We start from the raw sequence: 19,861 nt of genomic DNA on the forward strand, positions 1-19,861 counted from the left end.
TTTCGTCATTGCGAGCGCAGCGAAGCAATCCAGCGTCGTGGGCCGACCGTGGATTGCTTCGCTGCGCTCGCAATGACGAAGCCCAAGGCCCGACCTTTCATGCCCTGCCGGAAGTGACTATCTTTCCGTCATGCCGCTGAACATGACCAAGATCGCCTTTTCCGCCGAAAGCCCCGCCTCGCTGCGTGCGTGGCTGGAAAGCCACCCGGATGAGGCGCTGATGACCACGCGCTACCTGCCCAAGCGGCACGAGGAGATGATCGGCGGCTCGCTCTACTGGATCTTCGAGCATGCGCTGATCGGCCGCTCGCCCATCCTCGGGTTCGACCAGCGCCCCGACGGTCGCTGGCACATCCGGCTGGAGCCGCGCCTGATCCCCGTCCAGACCAAGCCCAAGCGCGCCCACCAGGGCTGGCGCTACCTCACCGACGAGGACGCCCCCCGCGATCTGGAAGAGGGCGAGAGCGCGGGCGACGCCATGCCGCCCAAGCTGGCCCGCGAACTGGCGAAGCTGGGGCTGGTCTGAACCCTACATCCGCGCGCCGGGCAGCACGCTCGCCTGCCTGACCCATTCGGCAAAGGCGGCCTCGTCGATCGCGTCGTCCTCATGGATGTGGAAGTAGCGCACTTCGGCCTGCTTCGACTTTTCCGGCGGCACCGGATCGAGCGACATGCCCTTGAAGAACGTCACCTTCACATAGCGGTCGAAGCAATGGAAGCCGAGGAACCACTCACGCTCTGCCATGCCGTAGAGCGGGGTGTTCCACTTCACCGCCTTGCGCACTTGCGGCACCGTGCGCGTGACGATGGCGTCGATCGCTTCGCCGACGCGGCGCTTCCAGCCGGGCATCGCGGCGATATAGGCCTGCACCGGCGCATCGCCGTCGCCCTTGGGTATCTGCGGGTTGCCCCCGGAGAGCAGCTTCGGCCCGGTCATCCCCGCTCCACCCACCAGCGCAGCAGGACGTGCGCGACCGCGTGCTTCGGCGGCGCTCCGAAGGCGCGGCCCATGTCGCCCACCGCCACCGCTTCCAGCGCGTCCACGCATTCCTCGCGGGTGAACCAGCGCACGTCCTCAAGCTCGGTCTCGTCGATGACGATGGCCGGGTCGTCGGCATAGGCGTGGCAGCCGATCATCAGCGAGGACGGGAACGGCCAGGGCTGGCTGGCGACGTATTCCACGTCCCGCACGCGCACGCCCGCTTCCTCGAAGACCTCGCGCGCGACGGCTTCCTCGATGGTTTCGCCCGGCTCGACGAAGCCTGCGAGCGCGGAGTAGCGGTGCGCCGGAAAGCGCGGCTGGCGGCCGAGGAGCAGCCTGCCGTCGTGCTCGACGGTCATGATCGTGACGGGATCGACGCGGGGGAAATGCTCGGCGCCGCAGCCGGTGCAGGAGCGCTGCCAGCCGCCCTTGGCGAGCACTGTGGGCGATCCGCAGACGGCGCAGAAGCGGTGCCGCGAATGCCAGCCGACGAGCGCGCGGGCGCCGCCGTAGGCCGCCAGTTCCTGCGGCTCCAGCGCGTTCATCGCATTCCAGCTCGGCGCTCCGGCGGCGGGGATGCCGGGCAGCACTTGCGCGAAGCAGCCGCGCTCCCCGTCGAGGCCGAGGAAAAGCAGTTCCGCATCCTGCGACGCTTCGGCCAGCGAGCCCCATTCGAGCCCGCCCTCCGGCCCCATCACCGGGTCCAGCCCGTCGAGCCGCAACAGGCGGGCGGCTGGCCCCATCAGCGCCGCGATCGCGTCGGGATTGCCGCGAATGTGGTCGGCGCGGTCGATGTGCGATCCGGCGAAGGCTATCGGAGGTTTCGGGGCAGCAAGCAGCACGTCAGGGTTTCTCCAGGATCGCGGTCACGTCGGCCTTCAGGGCCGTCTGGAACTCGGGCAGCAGGTCGAGCGCATCGGGCGGCATGAACTGCACGAAGATCTGCGAGCGAAGCCCGTGGATCATGTCGACCATGCCCACCGTCCCCGCCGCGCCAGACCAGCCGTAAAGTCCGCTCTCCACCCCCTGCCCCACACGGCCGCCTGCGCCGAAACCGCTGGGGCCGCCGAAGCTCTCGGGCATGGAGACGCCGGGGGGAAGCAGGTTCGACGTGCCCATCCGCACCGCGGCTTCGCCCAGCACGCGCACCCCGTCGATCGTGCCGCCCTGCGCCAGCATCCTGAGGAACCTGTCGTAGTCGCGCGGGCTGCTGACGAGGCCAGCCCCGCCGAACGGGAACGCGGGCCTGTCGAGGTAGATCGAGGTCGCGCCCTCGTCGATGGGCGCCAGCACTTCGCCCACCGCCACGTAGTTGGTGGTCAGGCGGTGCGCCTCGGCACCGGGCACCTGAAACCATGTGCTCGTCATCCCGGCGGGGCCGAAGATGGTGTCTTGAAGGTAGGCGTCGAAGGGCCTGCCGCTCACCACCTCGATCACCCGGCCCATCAGGTCGAGCCCCATGGAATAACTCCAGCGCGTGCCCGGATCGGCAACCAGCGGCACTTGCGCCAGCCGCTCGGCGAAATGGTCCAGCCCCTTGACCGATGTCCCCCAGTCTAGCCCCGGCGCGACGAGGCGGCTGACCTGACCGGGGACGAGGCCCTTGCCCTGCATCAATGCGCGGATCGGCCCGTTCTGGATGATCGTGTAGCCAAGGCCCGACGTATGCGTGACCAGATGGCGCATGGTCATCGGCCGGGGCGCCTTGTGCAGCGCGGTGACGGAGCCGTCGTAGACGTCCTGCACCATCATCTCGCGAAACTGCGGCAGCACGTCATGAACCGGCTGGTCGAGCGCCAGCCTGCCCTGATCGATCAGCTGCATCGCCGCCATCGCCGTGACCGGCTTGGTCATCGAATAGATGCGAAACAGGCTGTCGGGCGTGACCGCATCGGCATCGGTGAAACCCTCGGACCCGCGCGCGACGAATTGCGGATCGCGCCCCGGCAGGCCGAGCGAGGCGACCATGCCGGGAAACTTGCCCGGCCCCACCCAGCGCTCCACCAGAGCCCGGACCCTGGGCATGATCTCGCGCTGCTCCGCCGCCCATGCCAGCCGGGGCAGCATTGCGCCCAGCCCCGCCGCCGCGCCCATCCGCAGCAGCATCCGCCGGTCGAGCGCCGCACCGATCCTGTCGATGCTGGGCCGGTCGATCATGCGTCCTCCCGTTCCGCCAAGGCCAGCCGCGCCGCCTTGGCGAACAGCGTCGGCAGGCCCGCCTCGTCCAGCCGGTCGAGCGGCCACCATTCGCCCTCGCCCAGTCCGTCGATCTGCTCGCCGAGGTAGACCGAGAGGTTCAGCTCCAGCGCGAAGTGCGTGAAGACGTGGCCGACTTTCCCGGCGCTCTCCCACGGCCCGGACAGCGGCCCCTTTCCGGAACCATCGGCGCGTGCTGCCCAGCCGTCGTCGGGAAGCGCGCGCATCCCGCCGAGCATACCGGTGCCGGGGCGGCGGACGAGCCAGACTTCCTCTCCGTCGCGCTCGATCCAGAAGGCGCGGCCCTGCCGGACCGCCTTGGCCTTCTTAGCCGTCTTGACTGGAAAGCGCGCCGGATCGCCGGTCGCCCGCGCGGCGCAGGCGCTGGCGATGGGGCAGAGCAGACAGCGGGGCCCGCGCGATGTGCAGACCGTCGCGCCAAGGTCCATCATCGCCTGCGCAAAGTCGCCCGCGCGGCGGTCCGGCGTGATCGTGTCGGCCCAGTTGCGGATTTCGGGGCGCGATCCCGGCAGCGGCGCGTCGATGGCGAAGAGGCGCGAGACCACGCGCTCGACATTGGCGTCCACCACCACCGCGCGCCGCCCGAAGGCGATCGCGGCGACCGCGGCGGCGGTATAGGCTCCCAGCCCCGGCAGCGCGCGCAGGCCCTCCTCGGTATCGGGAAACCGCCCGCCCTGCCGCGCGACCTCGCGGGCGCAGGCCAGCAGGTTGCGGGCGCGGGCGTAATAACCGAGCCCCGCCCATGCGGCCATGACGTCCTCGTCCGCCGCTGCCGCCAGCGCGTCCACGGTGGGCCAGCGCGCGGTGAACGCGGCGAAGTAATCCTTCACCGCCGCAACCGTGGTCTGCTGAAGCATGACCTCGGACATCCACACGCGGTAGGGATCGGGCGCGGGGGCGCCGGGTTTCGCCCGCCACGGCAGGTCGCGGGCATGGGCATCGTACCAGTCGAGCAGCAGTGCTGCGATTGCAGTATCCGAACTGGCGTCCATGCGAGCGCTATGGCATTGGATCGCCGACAATGGAACGGAATAGCGGCAAACAACCGGGCGACACGAAACCACGCAAGTCGGGCAAGAGCCCCGGCCTGCGCCAGTACGAGCGCCCGCGCGGCGGACAGGCGCGCCAGATATCGGATCTCATGCCCGAGGTGGGCCGCACGGCGTTCCGCCGCTTCGGCTTCGTGCAGTCGAGCGTGGTGTCGCGCTGGCCCGAGATCGTCGGCGCCCGCCACGCCCGGGTCTGCTCCCCGGAATCGATCCGCTTCCCCCCCGGCGAGAAAAGCGACGGCATCCTCCAGCTCGTCGTCGTGCCCGCGCACGCGCCGATGATCCAGCATGTGATCCCGGAGATCGTCGAGCGGGTGAACCGCTTCTTCGGCTACAACGCCGTCGCCAAGGTGAAACTCCGGCAAGGCGAGGTTAAGGCGCCCGCCTCCACGCAGGCGCGCCCTGCCGCGCCGCCTTCGCTGAAGCCGGTGCCGTTCGAACTTGGCGAATCGCTGCGCGACATCGGTGATCCCGAGCTTCGCGCGGTGCTCGAATCGCTCGCGCGCAGCATGGGCGCAAAGGACCAGTGATACCCGTGGCAGGAAGACCCGTAATGACCCAAACCACCTTTCGCGCTGTGGCGCTCGCCGCCTGCGCCGTGCTCAGCATCGCCGCCGCTCCCAAGAGCGCGCCGAAGAAGGGATTGCCTGCCACAAGCTCCAACTGGGGCGCGAACATCGGCACCACCGCCAACGGCAGCCACCGCATCGGCAACCCCGAAGCGCCGCTCAAGCTGGTCGAATACGTCAGCTACACCTGCCCGCACTGCGCCCACTTCGTGAAGGAATCGGAGCCGGTCCTGCGCCTGACGATGATCCCCAAGGGGCAGATCTCGATCACGGTGACGAACTTCCTGCGCAACCCGCTGGACCTCACCGTGGCGATGCTGACCAACTGCGGCGATCCGAAGCGCTTCTTCGTGCGCCACAACGCCTTCTTCGCCTCGCAGGAAAAGTGGCTCGCCAAGGCGCAGGCCGCCAATCGCGAGCAGCAGGAGCGCTGGTATCAGGGCGAACTGCCCGCCCGCATGCGCGCCATCTCCAGCGACCTCGGCTTCTACGACACCGTGGCGGCGTGGGGCCTGTCGCGCTCGCAGGCCGACCAGTGCCTCGCCGATACCGCGATGCTCGACAAGCTGCGCGGCCAGCAGACCGACATCCAGGCGCTGAACCTGCAGGGCACCCCCAGCTTCACGCTCAACGGCCAGCTGCTCGACGGGCACGACTGGGCGACGGTGCAGAAGGCGATCACCGAAAAACAGGCCCAGCAGCGCGCCGGAAACATCTGATTTCGGCTTCGAACCGTATCTGAGACTGTGGAAGACCGGGCGGAAACCCGGCCTTCCCTGCTTCGTTTTCCCGGCCCCATGGGCTAGCCCTGTCTTCAATCCACACGAAGGATTCGTCCCGATGACCCGCACCCGTTTCCGCTCGATCACGCTCGGCCTGCTGGTCGCCCCGCTGGCCCTCGGCCTCGCCGCCTGCGGCAAGAAGGACGAGACCACCGCCGGGCCGACCGCCGGCGCAGCGCTCCCCAAGGTCGCCGCACCCGCCGGCAAGGCCTGGGCCGACACGATCGTCAAGACGCCCGAGGGCGGCTACCGCATCGGCAACCCCGAAGCGCCGATCAAGCTCATCGAATATGGCGCACTCAGCTGCTCGCACTGCGCCGAATTCGCCAAGGAAAGTTTCGAGAGCCTGCGTGACGACTACGTCGCCAGCGGCCGCGTCAGCTACGAACTGCGCTACTTCATGCTGAACGCGCTGGACGTCCCGGCATCGCTCCTCGCCACCTGCGGCTCGACCGAGGCGGTGATCCCGTTGAGCGAGCAGTTCTGGGCCTGGCAGCCGAACATGTTCGAGAAGCTGCAGGCCGCCGACAAGAGCCAGCTTGCCGCGATCGACGCGCTGCCCAAGGACAAGCAGCTTCCCGCCTTCGCCGAAGTGGCGGGCATGACCGAGTTCTTCGCCTCGCGCGGGATCGCCCGCGATCAGGCCGCCGCCTGCCTTGCCGACACCGCCAAGGCCCGCGCGCTCGCCGACCAGACCCAGAAGGGCACCGAGCAGTTCAACATCACCGGCACCCCGACCTTCCTCATCAACGGCAACAACGTCGGCTCGATGGGCTGGAAGGAACTGGAGCCCAAGCTGAAGGAAGCGGGCGCGCGCTGAGCGCGAACGCCTTCCTGTGAACACCTGACCCGATGCGCATCCACCGGCTCAAACTGAGCGGCTTCAAGAGCTTCGTAGAGCCGGCGGAACTGCGCATCGACCCGGGCCTGACCGGCGTCGTCGGCCCCAACGGCTGCGGCAAGTCCAACCTCCTCGAAGCGATCCGCTGGGTCATGGGCGAAAGCTCGCCCAAGTCGATGCGCGGCGGCGGGATGGAGGACGTGATCTTCGCGGGGACGGACAAACGCCCGCCCCGCTCCTTCGCCGAAGTCGTGCTCAAGGCCGACACCGCGCCCAATCCCGAAGGCGTGCGCGACGAACTCGAAGTCGTGCGCCGGATCGAACGCGGCGCGGGCAGCGCCTACCGCATCAACGGACGTGACGTGCGCGCCAAGGACGTGGCGCTGACCTTCGCCGATGCCGCCACCGGCGCGCACAGCCCGGCGCTCGTCAGCCAGGGCCGCATCGCCGCCGTCATCGCCGCCAAGCCCGCCGAACGCCGCGCCATGCTGGAAGAAGCGGCGGGCATCGCGGGCCTTCACGTCCGCCGCAAGGATGCCGAGCAGCGCCTGCGGGCGACCGAGACGAACCTCGCCCGCCTCGACGACATCATGGCGAGCCTCGACAAGCAGGTGGGCACGCTGCGCCGTCAGGCCAAGGCGGCGGAGCGCTACCGCGCGCTCACCGACCAGATCCGCCTTGCCGAAGCCCGCGTCGTCTTCGCCCGCTGGCGCGATGCCGCCGCCGCTGCCGATGCCGCCCGCAAGGATGCGCAGGCCGCCGAACAGCGCGTCACGCTGGCCCAGTCCCTCGCCGTCGAGGCACAGGCCCAGCAGGCCGCCGCCGCCGAAGCGCTCGCCGCAGCCCGCGACGAACTGGCCGACCGGCGCGACGATGCCAATGCGCAGGGGCACCGCATGGCGACGCTCACCAGCCAGCTCGAAGCCGCCGAGCAGCGCCTTGCCGACCTCGAACGCCAGCGCGTGCGGCTGGAGGAAGACCGCCGCGACGCCGACCGCCTGACCCGCGACGCCGCCGAGGCGCTCGCCCGCCTCGAACGCGAACTGGCCGAGGGCGAGAAGCAGCTCGCCGCCGACGAGGCGCTGCGCCCGCGCTTCGCCAACACCGTGGACGGCGCCGAACAGGCCAGCCGCGCCGCCGAACTCGATCTCGCGCAGGCCACCGCCAAGCAGGCGGGCGTCGAGGCGGAATGGCGCATCGCCGAAGCCGAACTGACGCAGGCGCGCGGGCGGCAGGTCCGCGCCGCCCTGGACGTCGCCCGGATCGAGGCGCAAGTCGCGGCCCTGCCCGACCTCGGCGACCTCGATGCCGCCATCGCTACCGCGCGCGGCAAGGCCGGGGACGCGACCGCCGCCCTCGCCCGCTCGCGCGAAGGTCTGGAGGAGATGCAGGCGCGAAAGACCGCGCTCCAAGCCGATCGCGACGCCGCCGCCTCGGCGCTGGCGGGCGCGCGCGCCGACCTCACCGGCATCGAACGCGAACACGCCGCCCTTGTGCGCGACCGCGAGGCCCGCGCCAAGGGCGCCAAGGCCGCGCATGGGCTGCCGGTCGCCATCGACGCAGTGCGGGCCGCCCCCGGCTACGAACGCGCCGTCGCTGCCGTTCTGGGCCGCGACGCCAAGGCTCCACTGGGTGCGCCCAAAGATGCCGACGGCCGCTTCTGGACCGGGGCCGAAGCTCCCGCGCCCGTCGCCGACAGCCTCGCCGCCCATGTGCTCGAAGGCCCGCCCGAACTCGCGGCCCGCCTCGCGCTCGTCCATGTCATCGACGAGGACGATGGCCGCGCCCTGAAGCCCGGCGAATGGCTCGTCACCCGCACGGGCGTGCTGCGGCGCTGGGACGGCTTCGTCGCACGGGGCGAAGGCGCTGCCGAGGCCGCGCGGCTGGAGGCGGAGAACCGCTTCGCCGAACTCGACGCGAAACTGCCTCCCCTGCGTGAAGCCGTCTCCGCCGCCGAGGCGCGGCAGGCCGCCGTGCAGCAGGAACTGGCCGATCTCTCCTCGCGCGTGATCGCCGCCGAGCGCGCCATCGCCGCCGCTGCCGAGGCCGAGCGCAGCGCCCTGCGCGCCGTCGATCAGGCCGAGGACGCCCGCGCCCGCCAGCAGGCCCGCCGCGCCGAACTCGACACCGCGCTCGCCGAAGGGGCCGAACAGCGCGCCGGGATCGACGCCGAAGTCGCCGCCGCCGAGGCGAAGCGCGACGCCCTGCCCGATCCCGCCACCGGCCGCGCCGAACTGCAGGCCGCGCAGGAGCGCAACGGCGAAGCGCGCTCGACCCTCCAGCACGCCATGGCCGCGCTCGCGGGCCACGATCAGGCACTGGCCGTCGCGCGCGAACGCACGACCGCGCAGCGCGCCGACATCCGCGGCTGGCAGGCCCGCTCGGGCGATGCCGCCAATCGCCTCGCGCAGATGGCCGGGCGGCTGGAGGAGATCGAGACCGAACGCACCATCGTCGCCGCCAAGCCCGCCTCGCTGATGGCGCAGATCGAGCAGGGCGAAGCGATCCGCGTGCGACTGGGCGAGGAATTGTCCAAGGCCGAGGCCGCCGTGACCGGTGCCGCCGATGCCGCGAAGCAGGCGGATGCCGCGCTGTCCGCCGCGCAGGAAACCCTCGCCGCCGCCCGCGAAGGCCGCGCCGGGGCCACCGCCCGCGCCGAGCACGAGGACTCGCGCCGGGTCGAGATGAACCGCCTTTCGGGCGAGCGCTTCCACTGCCCGCCACCGGTCCTGCCCGAACGCTTCGACTTCGCTGCTGCCGACGTCAGCAGCGCAGAAGCAGAGGGCGCGGGGATGGACCGCCTGACCGCCGACCGCGAGCGGATTGGCCCGGTCAACCTCGTCGCCGCCGACGAACTCGCCGAAGCCGAGGCGCAGCTGGGCGTCAGCGTCACCGAGAAGGCCGAATTGACAGAAGCGGTGAACCGCCTGCGCGGCTCCATCGGCAACCTCAACCGCGAAGGCCGCGAGCGCCTGCGCGCGGCTTTCGAGGCGGTCGACGGCCACTTCCGCCGCCTGTTCACCCGGCTGTTCCAGGGCGGGCAGGCCCACCTCGCACTCGTCGATTCGGACGATCCGCTGGAAGCCGGCCTCGAAATCTACGCCCAGCCGCCGGGCAAGCGCCTGCAGTCGCTGACGCTGCTGTCGGGCGGCGAGCAGGCGCTGACGGCGGTGGCGCTGATCTTTGGCCTGTTCCTGACCAACCCCGCCCCGATCTGCGTGCTCGACGAAGTCGATGCACCGCTCGATGACGCCAATATCGAGCGCTTCTGCGACCTCCTCGAAGCGATGACGAAGGAAACGGACACGCGCTACCTTGTCGTCACCCACAATGCCGTGACGATGAGCCGCATGCACCGCCTGTTCGGCGTGACCATGGTCGAAAAGGGCGTCTCCCGCCTCGTCAGCGTGGATCTCGGCGGCGCGGAGGAACTGCTGGCAGCGGCGGTGTAGCAGCGTTGACGTCCGGGGTTTTTGTAGTTACATAAAATTAACTGGCTCCGCCTAGTTCCGGCCGCATATCTCGTCGCCCCAATCCAATCGACGAGGCCGGCGGGCGACCGATGCAGGACGAAGACATCGATCCGACGAAGGTCACTTTCGATGCGTGCAAGCGAACGAAGATACTGCAGGAGCGCGGGCTTGACCTCGCCGACGCGCATCTCGTGTTCGAAGACACGCACATCCAGATCGTCGATGATCGCAAGGACTACGGAGAGATACGTTACCGCGTGTTCGGATTTCTCCATGGCAGGCGCGTATCGCTTGTCTGGACGCCGCGCGACGGTAGCCGTCGCATCATCACGATGAGGCATGCACATCATGACGAACACCAAGCCCGCTTCCGAACCCTGGATTGACCCGGACGACGACGACGTCGAATGGACCGAGGAAATGTTCCGCATGGCCGCCATCTACAAGGGCGACCAGCTGATCCGGCCTGCGTCCGGCACCCTCAAGTCGCTCGGCCGCCCCGCCTCGCCCAATCCCAAGAAGCAGGTCACGCTGCGGCTCGACCCCGACGTGATCGAGGGGTTTCGCGCCACCGGCAAGGGCTGGCAGTCGCGCATCAATGCCGAACTGCGCAAGGCGCTGGGGATCTGAAGCGGGATGACAGCGCCTTGAATCGTCATTGCGAGCGTAGCGAAGCAATCCAGCGTCGCGAGCCGACGCTGGATTGCTTCGCTACGCTCGCAATGACGAACTGGGTGTCAGAACGAAGGTCCAGATCTAGCCCAGCACGAAGCGCGGCCCCGGTCCCTGCGCGCCTGCCGCGTCCTCGGCGTTGTAGAGGCGGCATTTCGTCAGGCTGAGACAGCCGCAGCCGATGCATTCGTCGAGCTTGCGGCGGGTGAGTTCGAGCAGCGCGATCTTCTCGTCGATGGACTTGCGCATGGAGCGACTGATGCGCTCCCAGTCGGCCAGCGTCGGCGTGCGGCCCATCGGCAGGTCCGCCAGTTCACGCTCGATCTCCGCCAGCGCGAGGCCCAGCTTCTGGGCGATCAGGATGAAGCTGACGCGGCGGATATCGGAACGCAGGAAGCGACGCTGGTTGCCGCTGGTCCGCAGGCTCTGGAGCAGGCGCTTCTCCTCGTAGAAGCGGATCGCCGAGACGGCGACGCCGGTGCGTCGAGCCAGTTCGCCGATGGTGATGAAGCGGTCCGCAACCACGCGGCTGTCCTCCGTCCGAAAGCGCTTGATCTCAAGTTAGGTTGAGGTTGCACTTTTGCCAAGCCGGCTGATTCGCCGGTGACGCAGGAGACAGAAGAATGGCCCAGGGCCGCCTCGAACATGCCAACATCACCGTCAGCGACATCGAGCGCTCGTCTGCATTGCTGCAGGATCTGCTCGGCTGGCACGAACGCTGGCGCGGGCCCGCGCTGAACGGCGGCGAGACGATCCACGTCGGAGGGGATTTCAGCTACATCGCGGTCTACACCGACCGGCGGGAGCGTGACCGCTTCCGCAAGGGCACGCCGCTCAACCACGTCGGGCTGGTGGTCGAGGATCTGGATGCGGCGGAACGCGTGGTGATCGACGCCGGGCTGGAGCCCTTCGCCCATGCCGACTACGAGCCGGGGCGGCGGTTCTACTTCTTCGACTGGGACGGCATCGAATTCGAGCTGGTCAGCTACGAATGATGCCTCAGATTATTCCGGCGTTGCCGACGACCCAGCAGGCCAGCGCCATGACCAGCCCGGCGTCGCGGTTGGCCCGGAAGCGGGCGAGCGCATTCTCGCCGTCGCGCGGGTCGAGCGTCACCACCTGGAAGCCGAGGTGCAGCGCCATCGGCACCAGCGCGACGAGCGCCACCCAGTCTGGCCGCATCGCCCAGAACGCCAGCGCCCAGAACGCCAGCGCCAGCGCATAGAAACCCGCGACACCGCTCTTCACCCGCGCGCCGAGGCGGCGGGCGGAGGAGCGGATGCCGACGATGGCGTCATCCTCGATATCCTGGATCGCGTAGATCGTATCGTAGCCGATGCACCACGCGATCGAGCCGAGATAGAGCGCCGCCAGCGCTTCCAGATGGTCGCCGCGGATCTCCACCCAGCCGACCAGCGCGCCCCAGGTGAAGACCATGCCCAGCCACGCCTGCGGCCACCAGGTGATGCGCTTCATGAAAGGGTAGGCCGCGACCAGCGCGACGCTGCCCAGCGCCACCAGTTGCGCCTCCTGACGCAGCTGGAACAGCACGACGAGCCCGATGGCGCAGAGCATCAGCAGCCAGGCCCAGGCCGCGCTCTTGCTGACGCGGCCGCTGGCGACCGGGCGCTTGGCCGTGCGTGCGACGCGGCGATCGAGGTCGGCATCGACGATGTCGTTGAGCACGCAGCCCGCGCCGCGCATGACGATGGAGCCGATCAGGAACCATGCGATGAGGCTCCAGCGGCGTTCGCCGCCCGCCAGCATCACGCCCCAGACGCAGGGCCAGAACAGCAGCCACCAACCGATCGGGCGATCGAATCGCGCCAGCATCGCGAAATCGCGAAACGGCTGCGGCAGCATCGACACCAATCCGCGGTGCTGGCTGTCAGGGACGAGCGAAGGTTCGATCATCGCGCGATGAGTAGTGCATTGTGCGCGCCCTGTCATGCCAGAACGTGTCTGGTGAACACAGTGCAAGCGCCGTTGCATCCGGCGAGGCGAGGCGCGACAAGGGCGCAAGACCCTGAGGACACCGCTGAATATGCCCGCAACCCCCGCCTGGCCGCCCCGCTCCGCGCCGCGCCTGTTCGTTCCCGGTCCGCTGGTCGAAGACGGCCAGATCGCGCTGGAGGGGCAGCAGGCGCATTATCTGGGCAAGGTCATGCGCGTTGGGCCGGGCGACGCGGTGATCGCCTGCGACGACGAGACCGGCGAATGGGCCTGCGAGGTCGTCTCCGCCGGAAAGCGCGATGTCGTGCTCACCGTCCGCACCCGCCTGCGCCCGCGCGAGGAGGTGCCGGACTTCGTGCTCTGCGCCGCGCTGCTCAAGAAGCCGAACTTCGATCTTGTGCTGGAAAAGGCGACCGAGCTTGGCGTCGCGGCGGTCCAGCCGGTCGTCACCCGGCGCTGCGTGGCCGACAAGCTCAACCCCGAACGCGCGCTGACCATCGTCACCGAAGCTGCCGAGCAGTGCGCCCGCACCGCCCTCCCCCGGGTGGAGGCTCCCTCCAAGCTGGACGCCCTGCTGCGCGACTGGCCCGAGGACCGCGCCCTGTTCTTCGCCGACGAGCAGGGCGGCGCGCCCGCCGCCGCCGCCTTCGCCGCACATCCTGGCCCCGCCGCGCTGCTGGTCGGCCCCGAAGGCGGCTTCGACGAGGACGAGCGTGCCCTCATCCGTGCCCATCCCAGCGCCCGCGCGATCACCCTCGGCCCGCGCATCCTCAGGGCCGAAACCGCCTGCATTTCCGCCACTGCACTTTGGATGGCGGTGTCCGGGGACTGGACATTGGGCGAACAATAAACTGATCGGTACAAAAAGTTCTGGCGCGGTCCTGCGCGGCGCACTAATTCCGCGCCCATGAGCACCCGTGAGGTTTCGGATCGCGAAGATCCGGTCATCGAGACGCTGGATCAACTCGCCGAGCCGATGGCCGCGGGCGAAAAGCCGCGCGAGGCGTGGCGTATCGGCACCGAGCACGAAAAGTTCGTCTACGACATCACGGACCACCACGCTCCGTCCTACGACGAGCCCGGCGGCATCCGCGACCTGCTCGACGAACTGACCCAGTTCGGCTGGAAGCCGATCGAGGAAGGCGGGAACGTCATCGCGCTCAAGGGCGCGGACGGCAACGTCAGCCTCGAACCCGCCGGACAACTCGAACTCTCGGGCGCGCCGCTCGAAAACCTGCACCAGACCTGCGCCGAGACCGGGCGTCACCTCAAGGAAGTGAAGCAGGTCGGCGAGAAGCTGGGCAAGGCCTACCTCGGCCTCGGCATGTGGCCGGACAAGACCCGCGCAGAACTGCCGATCATGCCCAAGGGCCGCTACGGCATCATGCTCAACCACATGCCGCGCGTCGGCTCGCTGGGCCTCGACATGATGCTGCGCACCTGCACCATCCAGGTGAACCTCGACTATTCGAGCGAAGCCGACATGGCGCAGAAGTTCCGCACCTCGCTGGCGCTGCAGCCGCTGGCGACGGCGCTCTTCGCGAACTCGCCCTTCACCGAGGGCAAGCCCAACGGCTACCTCTCGTACCGCAGCCACATCTGGTCGGACACCGATCCGCACCGCACCGGCATGCTGCCCTTCGTGTTCGAAGAAGGCTTCGGCTACGAACGCTACGTCGAGTACATGCTGGACGTGCCGATGTACTTCGTGTTCCGCGACGGCAAGTACATCGACGCCGCCGGCCTCTCCTTCCGCGACTTCCTCAAGGGCGAACTGTCCGTCCTGCCCGGCGAGAAGCCCCGCATGTCGGACTGGCAAGACCACCTCTCCACCGCCTTCCCCGAAGTGCGGCTCAAGTCCTTCCTCGAAATGCGCGGCGCCGACGGCGGGCCGTGGGGCCGCATCTGCGCCCTGCCCGCGCTGTGGGTCGGCCTGCTCTACGATCGGGGCGCGCTCGACGCGGCATGGGATCTGGTCAAAGGCTGGGACATGGAAGGCCGCGAAGCCCTGCGCTCCGCCGCGCCCAAGCTGGGCCTCGATGCCCCGATCCCCGGTGGCGGCACCCTGCGCGACATCGCTGGCGAAGTCGTCGACATCGCCCGCTCGGGCCTCGCCGCACGCGGCCGCCTGAACTCGGCGGGCGACAACGAGACCGGCTACCTCGAACCGCTGGCGGAGATCGTGAAGACTGGCAAGGTTCCGGCACAGCGCCTGCTCGACCTGTATAATGGCGAGTGGGGCGGGGATCTGTCGAAGGTCTATGCGTTGAAGACGTTCTGAAGGGATTGAGGCAGGGGTTTACCACCCCTGCACCCCGTGAAACGTCTACGGCGCGCGCGACGCATCCTGATGCAAGACGGTGAGCCGGAAGACCGAGTAAAGCCTGCGGCGCAATTTGACCCGAGGCTGCTGCGCGTGCTGCGACGACAGTGCGGGGGTCTGGGAGTCCTGAGCTTGTCGAAGGGGCCCCAGAACTTCCCTTTATTCCGTCTTCACTCCGCTGCCTGCACCTGCACCGGCCTCAACCGCTCGCCCAGCTTAGAGAACGCCCGCGTGATCAGCGCATTCTCCGCCATCCACGCATGGTACTCGCGGTACTTGGCGTCCTCGGCCAGCAGGTGCGCCTCCTCGGTCCGCGCGCGCCAGTAGTAGATGCCGCTCACCACCGCCAGCATCACCGTATTGCGCACGGCGTCGCTCACCGAACCGTTGGTGACGAGGAACGGCAGGGTGGAGGCCCACCAGAACAGGTTCTTCGACAGGTAGGCCGGGTGGCGGGTGAAGCGGTAGGGGCCGTTGGTCAGCACGCCGCGATAGGTGAGGTTGGAGAAGCGCAGACCAAAGGCGAAGGTCGCCCAGGCGTAGATCGCGGTCAGCGCCACCATCAGCGCCGCCCAGCCCCACAGGAGGAGGTCGTAGGCTGCCATCCAGTGCGCCCAGCCGCCGGTGTTGACCTCGTAGCCCAACACGTCCGCGCGGCCCATGGTGCCCCAAACGAACGGCGGGTAGCACATCAGCGCCGCCACCCAGCCCGCTAGCAGCGGATTGCCGCTGCGGATATGCGCGTCGAGCGGGCGGAAGGTGAACAGGTAGCCGACGGTGCCGATCTGCACGTCGACGAGGAACAGCGCCTCGATCGTGAGCGCGCCGAGGTCGACCGGGCTGTGAATGATGGCGCCGAAGTCCGCTCCCACCACGCGCGCGAAGCCGCCGGGCAGGATCGAGATCATGAAGGCGCCGAAGAAGCCCTTGATCGCCCATGCGCGCCAGTGCTTCTTCACTTCCTCCGCGTCCCACGCCTCGCGCCCAATCAGCATGGCGCCGAAGTGCCATGCCGAATCGCGCGGATTGACGAGGTGCCGGTCGAGCCACAGGACGTAGGGGATCGAGAGCACGAAGACCGGCAGCGCCGCCGCACCGATCACTTCCATGGCGAAGAGGTACTGCCCGTCCCAGTACCAGCGGCACACGCAGTAGAAGAACCCGATAGCCGCCCATGTCGCCCAGAGCGACGCGATCTTGGTGATCGAGACGTCGAGCGTGCCGCTGCTCCGGCGACTCCAGTCGATGCCGGTGGAGGGTCGGCGGTGGACCTTGTCGACCAGCAGCGACCACGCGGTCATGGCGGCGCCGGTGAAGAACAGCGTCGCGACCGAGGCGTAAGGCCCGCTCAGCGGGGCGCGCGGGCCGGGAAGTGCGAGGGCTTCGGCGATGAAGGCCCAGTTGCGGCACACCAGCAGCCACGCGACGAGGGCGGCGAGGCCGGACAGGCCGACGCCTGCGGAAACGTCGCTGACGGGGCGGCGTGTAGGTGCGGTGCTCATGGCCCGTGGGCCTAGCGCCAATTGGTTAAAGGCGCGCAAATCCTCCCCCGGCCTGGCCGGGGGAGGAATGATATCAACGGTACGCGGTGATGCGGCCCGAATCGTCGAGGATGTAGAGCGTCTGGTTGGCCACGACCGGGGCCAGCGACACGGGATCGCTCAGTTCGGTGAACGGGGTCATCGTGCCGCTCGACGGATCGATGGTAGCAATCAGGCCGCGCGAGTTGCCGACCCACAGCTTGTTGCCCGCAAGGACAGGACCGACCCAGAAGATCGGGTTCTTGCGCTTCTTGGCGTTCTTGTAGCGCGCCAGTTCGGTCAGCCAGCGGACCTTGCCGGTGCCGCGCGCGATGGCGAGGATCTCGGCGTGGTCGTCGAGCGTGAACACCCAGTCGCCCGCAACCGCCGGGGTGGAGATGCCCGCGAGGTTGAGTTCCCAGATGCGCTGGCCGGTGACGAGTTCGTAAGCGGCCATGCGTCCGCCCTGACCGAGCGCGTAGACGCGGCCACGGTCGATGATCGGATCGGCGTCGACGTCGGTGAGGCTGCCCACTTCGGTCGAGATCGAGGTGCGCGACAGCGCGTCCGACCAGACCTGACGGCCGTTCTCGTAACGGTAGGCCACCAGTTCGCCCGAGGAATACCCGGCGATCACGGTGCCCTGCCCGAGCGCAGGCGAGGCGACGCCGAACACGCCCGACTGCGTGAGCGAGGCCGATTCCTGCCACATCGTCGCGCCGTCAGCCGCGTTGAGCGTGACGATCTGGTTGTCCTGCGTCATCACGAAGACCTGGTTGAACCCGATCGTCGGCGCGCCGCGCAGCGGCCCCGCAGGCTTCTTGGTCCAGATCTGGCTGCCGTCCGCCGCGTTCAGGGCAGCGACTTCGCCGAGGCCGGTCGTCACGTAGAGCTTGTCGCCCTCGAAGCTGACGCCGCCGCCGAAGACCGACTTGGAGTTGTTGCCGTCGACCGAGAAGCTCTTGGTCCAAAGCTTGGCGCCGCTCTGCGCGTCGAATGCGTGGACCATGCCCTCGGTATCGATGACGAAGAGCTTGCCGTCGCCGATGACCGGCGACGCCGCAAGGCGCGCGCGGTTGGTCGAACCGGCGATCTGCGCGGTCCACGCCTTGGTCGGGTTGTCCGCCAGCGCGAGGTGGCCGTAAGCCTTGTTGGCGGTGTTGCCGCCCTGCGCCCAGGTCGCGTTGACCTCGGCGGGGGGCAGGATCACCGAGACCGCGCCCATGGTGGCATCGACCTTCGCGCCGCTTTCGATGCGCGAGAGGATCGGCACGCGGTTGCCCACGGTCGGCGTCTTGGCGGGGCCCTTGCCGCCGCCGAATACCTTGCAGCCGGACAGGCCGGCGAGGAGCGCGAGGGCGATCAGCGGCACGACCTTGCGCGCACGGGAAGAGGTCGCGTTGCGGGCAGCGTTCATGCGGTTGTCCTTAGGGGCCAGAGCTTCGCTGGTCATTGTCGTTATTCTCCGGCGTCCGCTTTGGGCTTGTTCAGCGGCTCGCCCTTTTCGTCGACCACGTCGTCCACGGCATCGACGCCGAGCACGGCGGCCAACTGGCGGGCGCGGCTGCGCAGGCCGTCATCGACGCCCTTGTCCTTGGCGATGGCGGCGAACAGGGGACCGGCCTGCTCCTGCTTGCCCTGCTTGAGATAGGCCATGCCGACGAGTTCGCCGGCAGGGCCGAACCACGGGTTGCCGGGCGCGGCCATCGGCTTGAGGCGGCTCACGACGTCCTCGGGCTTCATCGCGTCGAAGTCGGCAGCGACAGCGCGCACGGTGGCAAGGTCTCGCATAGCCTGCGGGGCCTTGGTGTCGGCTGCGACCTCTCCGTAGAGCTTGAGCGCGTCGGCCTTGCGCTCCTGGCGCAGCGCAATCCCTGCGAGCATGAGGCGGGCGGAGACCACGGTGGCGTCGGAGGACTTCGCGTCCGCGATCGGCGTCAGCTTGTCCTTGGCAGCGTCGAGGTTCTCCGACTGCAGCGCGTCGAGCGCCTGCACGTAAGCCTCGGACTGCGCCTCGCGTTCCTGGGTCTGGCGGTGCTGCCAGTAGATCCAGCCCGCGAAGGCGAGCAGGCCGATCACGATGACGGCGATCAGCGGCTTGCCGTAGCGGCTCATGAAGCCTTCGAGCTGGTCCTGGCGCACGGCGTCGTCCACCTCGCGCAGGAAAACGTCCTGCTGGGCGGCGTTGCGGGCTGCAGCTGCGGAATTGGGGTCGGTGGGCAGGGCCAAGATCGAGCGCTTTCTGGCGAAAATCGGGACGGTTTGCGGCTGTTTAGCGAATGGCCGGGGCTTTTCAACGGGGATGTCGGTGCACGTCCCGGAGTGAAGCGCCGCTGAATGGACGCGATTTCAGGGAAAACTGGCCCGCTTCATCGCCCCTCCGTAAGTCGAGGCATAAGCGCGAATCATCGCGTTTTCATCGTATTGCGCCTGTGCGCAGGCCCGATTGGCGCTGCCGATACGGGCGCGCAGGGCGTCGTCGCCCGCCAGTTCGGACAGCGCCCATGCCAGCGCCGCCTCATCTCCCGGCGGAGTCACGTAGCTGCGGTTTTCCACCGATACCATCGTCGCCACGTCCCCCACGGCGGGCGAGGCTACCGGCAAGCCTGCCGCCATCGCCTCCACCACCGAGATCGGGAACTGCTCGCTGTCGGAGGAGAGCGCGAAGATGTCGAACAGACCGACCGCGCGCGAGGGATCGGGCACGAAGCCCGGCAGGTGGACCCGTTCGGCGACGCCGCTGGCCTTGGCCTGCGCCTCGATCACCGCGCGTTCGGGCCCTTCGCCGAGGATCACCAGCCGCCATTCGGGGGGCAGTCCGGCAAAGGCGCGTACCAGCCGGGGCAGGTTCTTCACCGCACGCAGGCCCGCGAGCGTACCGACCCATTTCGCGCCTTCCGGTTTCGCAAGCCCCGGAATCGCGTCCACCGGCGGAGTTTGACGGTAGGCATCGGTGCGGATGCCGTTGATGATGAGCCGTACCCGCTCACGCGGCTGCGCCCAGTCGCCGAGCGCGATCGCCTCCAGCCGCTGCGAGGGCACGACCAGCGCCGATGCCCCCGCCAGCGCCACGCGGCGGAACAGGTTGCGCGAGGGCTTGAGACCCTGCGCCTCGTCCTCGTTGAAGCCGTCCTCGTGATGCACCAGCGGCGGCAGGCCAAACACGCCGCCGTAGATGCGATGCGCCAGCACCGCGTCCATCGCGCCCCAGTTGTAGGTGAGAACGAGGTCGAAGCCCTTCATGGCCCGCGCGATTCGCAGCAGGCGCGGCGGCGTCGGGCGGCCCTGAAGGCTGGGAAAATCGTCCGGGAACGCCACGGACAGCGCCGGGTCCAGCGCCACTTTCGCACCGAATGCGCCGGGCTGCGCGGAAACGACCGTATGCTCCACGCTCGTGCCGAACACGTTCATCAGCCGCGCCGCGCGAAGCTCCTTGCCGCCTGCGGCGAAGCTCGAATGGAGGTGGAGAAGGCGCAAGAT

At 68.8% G+C, this 19,861-nt stretch carries 20 protein-coding genes; 10 read left to right on the top strand and 10 right to left on the bottom strand.

The window, feature by feature from the left end:
* Window positions 1–130 precede the first annotated feature (130 nt).
* Window positions 131–526 carry a DUF1489 family protein gene (locus tag LO787_RS13755; RefSeq protein ID WP_232491588.1) on the top strand — a complete coding sequence of 132 codons (396 nt, stop codon included), beginning with the start codon at window positions 131–133 and terminating at the stop codon, window positions 524–526.
* A gap of 3 nt (window positions 527–529) precedes the next feature.
* On the opposite strand, the gene LO787_RS13760 is transcribed toward LO787_RS13755, so the two are convergent.
* Genes LO787_RS13760 through LO787_RS13775 form a run of 4 tightly spaced genes read right to left on the bottom strand, consistent with a single transcriptional unit; the run spans window position 530 to window position 4,191 of the window.
* Window positions 530–937: a DUF1801 domain-containing protein gene (locus LO787_RS13760; RefSeq protein ID WP_232491589.1), complete on the bottom strand. Its 408-nt coding sequence runs from the start codon at window positions 935–937 to the stop codon at window positions 530–532.
* On the bottom strand, window positions 934–1,824 hold the full coding sequence (gene nudC / locus LO787_RS13765; protein WP_232491590.1) for an NAD(+) diphosphatase: 891 nt from the start codon (window positions 1,822–1,824) through the stop codon (window positions 934–936). Before nudC ends, LO787_RS13760 begins: the two co-directional genes overlap by 4 nt.
* 1 nt (window position 1,825) lies before the next feature.
* Window positions 1,826–3,139 carry a serine hydrolase domain-containing protein gene (locus LO787_RS13770; RefSeq protein ID WP_232491591.1) on the bottom strand — a complete coding sequence of 438 codons (1,314 nt, stop codon included), beginning with the start codon at window positions 3,137–3,139 and terminating at the stop codon, window positions 1,826–1,828.
* Window positions 3,136–4,191 carry an A/G-specific adenine glycosylase gene (locus tag LO787_RS13775; RefSeq protein WP_232491592.1) on the bottom strand — a complete coding sequence of 352 codons (1,056 nt, stop codon included), beginning with the start codon at window positions 4,189–4,191 and terminating at the stop codon, window positions 3,136–3,138. Before LO787_RS13775 ends, LO787_RS13770 begins: the two co-directional genes overlap by 4 nt.
* 29 nt (window positions 4,192–4,220) lie before the next feature.
* Between LO787_RS13775 and LO787_RS13780 the strand changes: the two genes are divergently transcribed.
* The 6 genes from LO787_RS13780 (at window position 4,221) to LO787_RS13805 (ending at window position 10,543) form a co-directional block, all read left to right on the top strand.
* The gene (locus LO787_RS13780; RefSeq protein WP_232491593.1) at window positions 4,221–4,778 is read left to right on the top strand and encodes a DUF721 domain-containing protein; all 558 of its coding nucleotides are present in this window, start codon (window positions 4,221–4,223) and stop codon (window positions 4,776–4,778) included.
* Between the two features lie 23 nt (window positions 4,779–4,801).
* The gene (locus tag LO787_RS13785; protein WP_232491594.1) at window positions 4,802–5,536 is read left to right on the top strand and encodes a thioredoxin domain-containing protein; all 735 of its coding nucleotides are present in this window, start codon (window positions 4,802–4,804) and stop codon (window positions 5,534–5,536) included.
* A 121-nt stretch (window positions 5,537–5,657) separates the two neighbouring features.
* Window positions 5,658–6,419, top strand: a complete 762-nt coding sequence (locus LO787_RS13790; protein ID WP_232491595.1) for a thioredoxin domain-containing protein — start codon at window positions 5,658–5,660, stop codon at window positions 6,417–6,419.
* 32 nt (window positions 6,420–6,451) lie between these two features.
* Window positions 6,452–9,892 (top strand): chromosome segregation protein SMC, encoded by a 3,441-nt coding sequence (gene smc / locus LO787_RS13795; RefSeq protein WP_232491596.1) that lies wholly within the window; start codon window positions 6,452–6,454, stop codon window positions 9,890–9,892.
* Window positions 9,893–10,002: 110 nt separating this feature from the next.
* Window positions 10,003–10,299: a BrnT family toxin gene (locus LO787_RS13800; RefSeq protein ID WP_232491597.1), complete on the top strand. Its 297-nt coding sequence runs from the start codon at window positions 10,003–10,005 to the stop codon at window positions 10,297–10,299.
* A complete protein-coding gene (locus LO787_RS13805) occupies window positions 10,262–10,543 on the top strand; it encodes a BrnA antitoxin family protein (RefSeq protein WP_232491598.1) in 282 nt (93 codons plus the stop codon). The genes LO787_RS13800 and LO787_RS13805 overlap by 38 nt, the downstream gene beginning before the upstream one ends.
* A 126-nt stretch (window positions 10,544–10,669) precedes the next feature.
* On the opposite strand, the gene soxR is transcribed toward LO787_RS13805, so the two are convergent.
* On the bottom strand, window positions 10,670–11,110 hold the full coding sequence (soxR, locus tag LO787_RS13810) for a redox-sensitive transcriptional activator SoxR (protein ID WP_232491599.1): 441 nt from the start codon (window positions 11,108–11,110) through the stop codon (window positions 10,670–10,672).
* A 98-nt stretch (window positions 11,111–11,208) separates the two neighbouring features.
* Here soxR and LO787_RS13815 point away from each other — a divergent pair, with 98 nt between their 5' ends.
* Window positions 11,209–11,580, top strand: a complete 372-nt coding sequence (locus LO787_RS13815) for a VOC family protein (RefSeq protein ID WP_232491600.1) — start codon at window positions 11,209–11,211, stop codon at window positions 11,578–11,580.
* A gap of 4 nt (window positions 11,581–11,584) precedes the next feature.
* Here the strand turns inward: LO787_RS13815 and ubiA are convergent, their stop codons facing one another.
* Window positions 11,585–12,499 (bottom strand): 4-hydroxybenzoate octaprenyltransferase, encoded by a 915-nt coding sequence (ubiA, locus tag LO787_RS13820; protein ID WP_232491601.1) that lies wholly within the window; start codon window positions 12,497–12,499, stop codon window positions 11,585–11,587.
* 130 nt (window positions 12,500–12,629) lie between these two features.
* Here ubiA and LO787_RS13825 point away from each other — a divergent pair, with 130 nt between their 5' ends.
* Together LO787_RS13825 and LO787_RS13830 are read left to right on the top strand one after the other, a co-directional pair.
* Entirely contained in the window at window positions 12,630–13,388 is a 759-nt protein-coding gene (locus LO787_RS13825) for a 16S rRNA (uracil(1498)-N(3))-methyltransferase (protein WP_232491602.1), read from the top strand.
* 57 nt (window positions 13,389–13,445) lie between these two features.
* Window positions 13,446–14,819 (top strand): glutamate--cysteine ligase, encoded by a 1,374-nt coding sequence (locus LO787_RS13830; protein ID WP_232491603.1) that lies wholly within the window; start codon window positions 13,446–13,448, stop codon window positions 14,817–14,819.
* A gap of 212 nt (window positions 14,820–15,031) precedes the next feature.
* On the opposite strand, the gene LO787_RS13835 is transcribed toward LO787_RS13830, so the two are convergent.
* The 4 genes from LO787_RS13835 to LO787_RS13850 form a co-directional block, all read right to left on the bottom strand.
* The gene (locus LO787_RS13835) at window positions 15,032–16,363 is read right to left on the bottom strand and encodes a methyltransferase family protein (RefSeq protein ID WP_232491604.1); all 1,332 of its coding nucleotides are present in this window, start codon (window positions 16,361–16,363) and stop codon (window positions 15,032–15,034) included.
* Window positions 16,364–16,436: 73 nt separating this feature from the next.
* Window positions 16,437–17,798 (bottom strand): outer membrane protein assembly factor BamB family protein, encoded by a 1,362-nt coding sequence (locus LO787_RS13840; RefSeq protein ID WP_232496317.1) that lies wholly within the window; start codon window positions 17,796–17,798, stop codon window positions 16,437–16,439.
* 41 nt (window positions 17,799–17,839) lie between these two features.
* Window positions 17,840–18,610 carry a tetratricopeptide repeat protein gene (locus LO787_RS13845; protein ID WP_232491605.1) on the bottom strand — a complete coding sequence of 257 codons (771 nt, stop codon included), beginning with the start codon at window positions 18,608–18,610 and terminating at the stop codon, window positions 17,840–17,842.
* Window positions 18,611–18,730: 120 nt separating this feature from the next.
* Window positions 18,731–19,858, bottom strand: a complete 1,128-nt coding sequence (locus tag LO787_RS13850) for a glycosyltransferase (RefSeq protein ID WP_232491606.1) — start codon at window positions 19,856–19,858, stop codon at window positions 18,731–18,733.
* Window positions 19,859–19,861: the final 3 nt, after the last annotated feature.

It is taken from the genome of Novosphingobium kaempferiae (assembly GCF_021227995.1).
GTDB lineage: Bacteria > Pseudomonadota > Alphaproteobacteria > Sphingomonadales > Sphingomonadaceae > Novosphingobium > Novosphingobium kaempferiae.

What these genes read in the sequence shown, in the direction of transcription:
- LO787_RS13755 (WP_232491588.1), top strand. Translation starts at nt 131, where the DNA reads ATGCCGCTGAACATGACCAAGATCGCCTTTTCCGCCGAAAGCCCCGCC.
- LO787_RS13760 (WP_232491589.1), bottom strand. Translation starts at nt 937, where the DNA reads ATGACCGGGCCGAAGCTGCTCTCCGGGGGCAACCCGCAGATACCCAAG.
- LO787_RS13770 (WP_232491591.1), bottom strand. Translation starts at nt 3,139, where the DNA reads ATGATCGACCGGCCCAGCATCGACAGGATCGGTGCGGCGCTCGACCGG.
- LO787_RS13775 (WP_232491592.1), bottom strand. Translation starts at nt 4,191, where the DNA reads ATGGACGCCAGTTCGGATACTGCAATCGCAGCACTGCTGCTCGACTGG.
- LO787_RS13780 (WP_232491593.1), top strand. Translation starts at nt 4,221, where the DNA reads ATGGAACGGAATAGCGGCAAACAACCGGGCGACACGAAACCACGCAAG.
- LO787_RS13785 (WP_232491594.1), top strand. Translation starts at nt 4,802, where the DNA reads ATGACCCAAACCACCTTTCGCGCTGTGGCGCTCGCCGCCTGCGCCGTG.
- LO787_RS13790 (WP_232491595.1), top strand. Translation starts at nt 5,658, where the DNA reads ATGACCCGCACCCGTTTCCGCTCGATCACGCTCGGCCTGCTGGTCGCC.
- smc (WP_232491596.1), top strand. Translation starts at nt 6,452, where the DNA reads ATGCGCATCCACCGGCTCAAACTGAGCGGCTTCAAGAGCTTCGTAGAG.
- LO787_RS13800 (WP_232491597.1), top strand. Translation starts at nt 10,003, where the DNA reads ATGCAGGACGAAGACATCGATCCGACGAAGGTCACTTTCGATGCGTGC.
- LO787_RS13805 (WP_232491598.1), top strand. Translation starts at nt 10,262, where the DNA reads ATGACGAACACCAAGCCCGCTTCCGAACCCTGGATTGACCCGGACGAC.
- LO787_RS13815 (WP_232491600.1), top strand. Translation starts at nt 11,209, where the DNA reads ATGGCCCAGGGCCGCCTCGAACATGCCAACATCACCGTCAGCGACATC.
- ubiA (WP_232491601.1), bottom strand. Translation starts at nt 12,499, where the DNA reads ATGATCGAACCTTCGCTCGTCCCTGACAGCCAGCACCGCGGATTGGTG.
- LO787_RS13825 (WP_232491602.1), top strand. Translation starts at nt 12,630, where the DNA reads ATGCCCGCAACCCCCGCCTGGCCGCCCCGCTCCGCGCCGCGCCTGTTC.
- LO787_RS13830 (WP_232491603.1), top strand. Translation starts at nt 13,446, where the DNA reads ATGAGCACCCGTGAGGTTTCGGATCGCGAAGATCCGGTCATCGAGACG.
- LO787_RS13835 (WP_232491604.1), bottom strand. Translation starts at nt 16,363, where the DNA reads ATGAGCACCGCACCTACACGCCGCCCCGTCAGCGACGTTTCCGCAGGC.
- LO787_RS13840 (WP_232496317.1), bottom strand. Translation starts at nt 17,798, where the DNA reads ATGAACGCTGCCCGCAACGCGACCTCTTCCCGTGCGCGCAAGGTCGTG.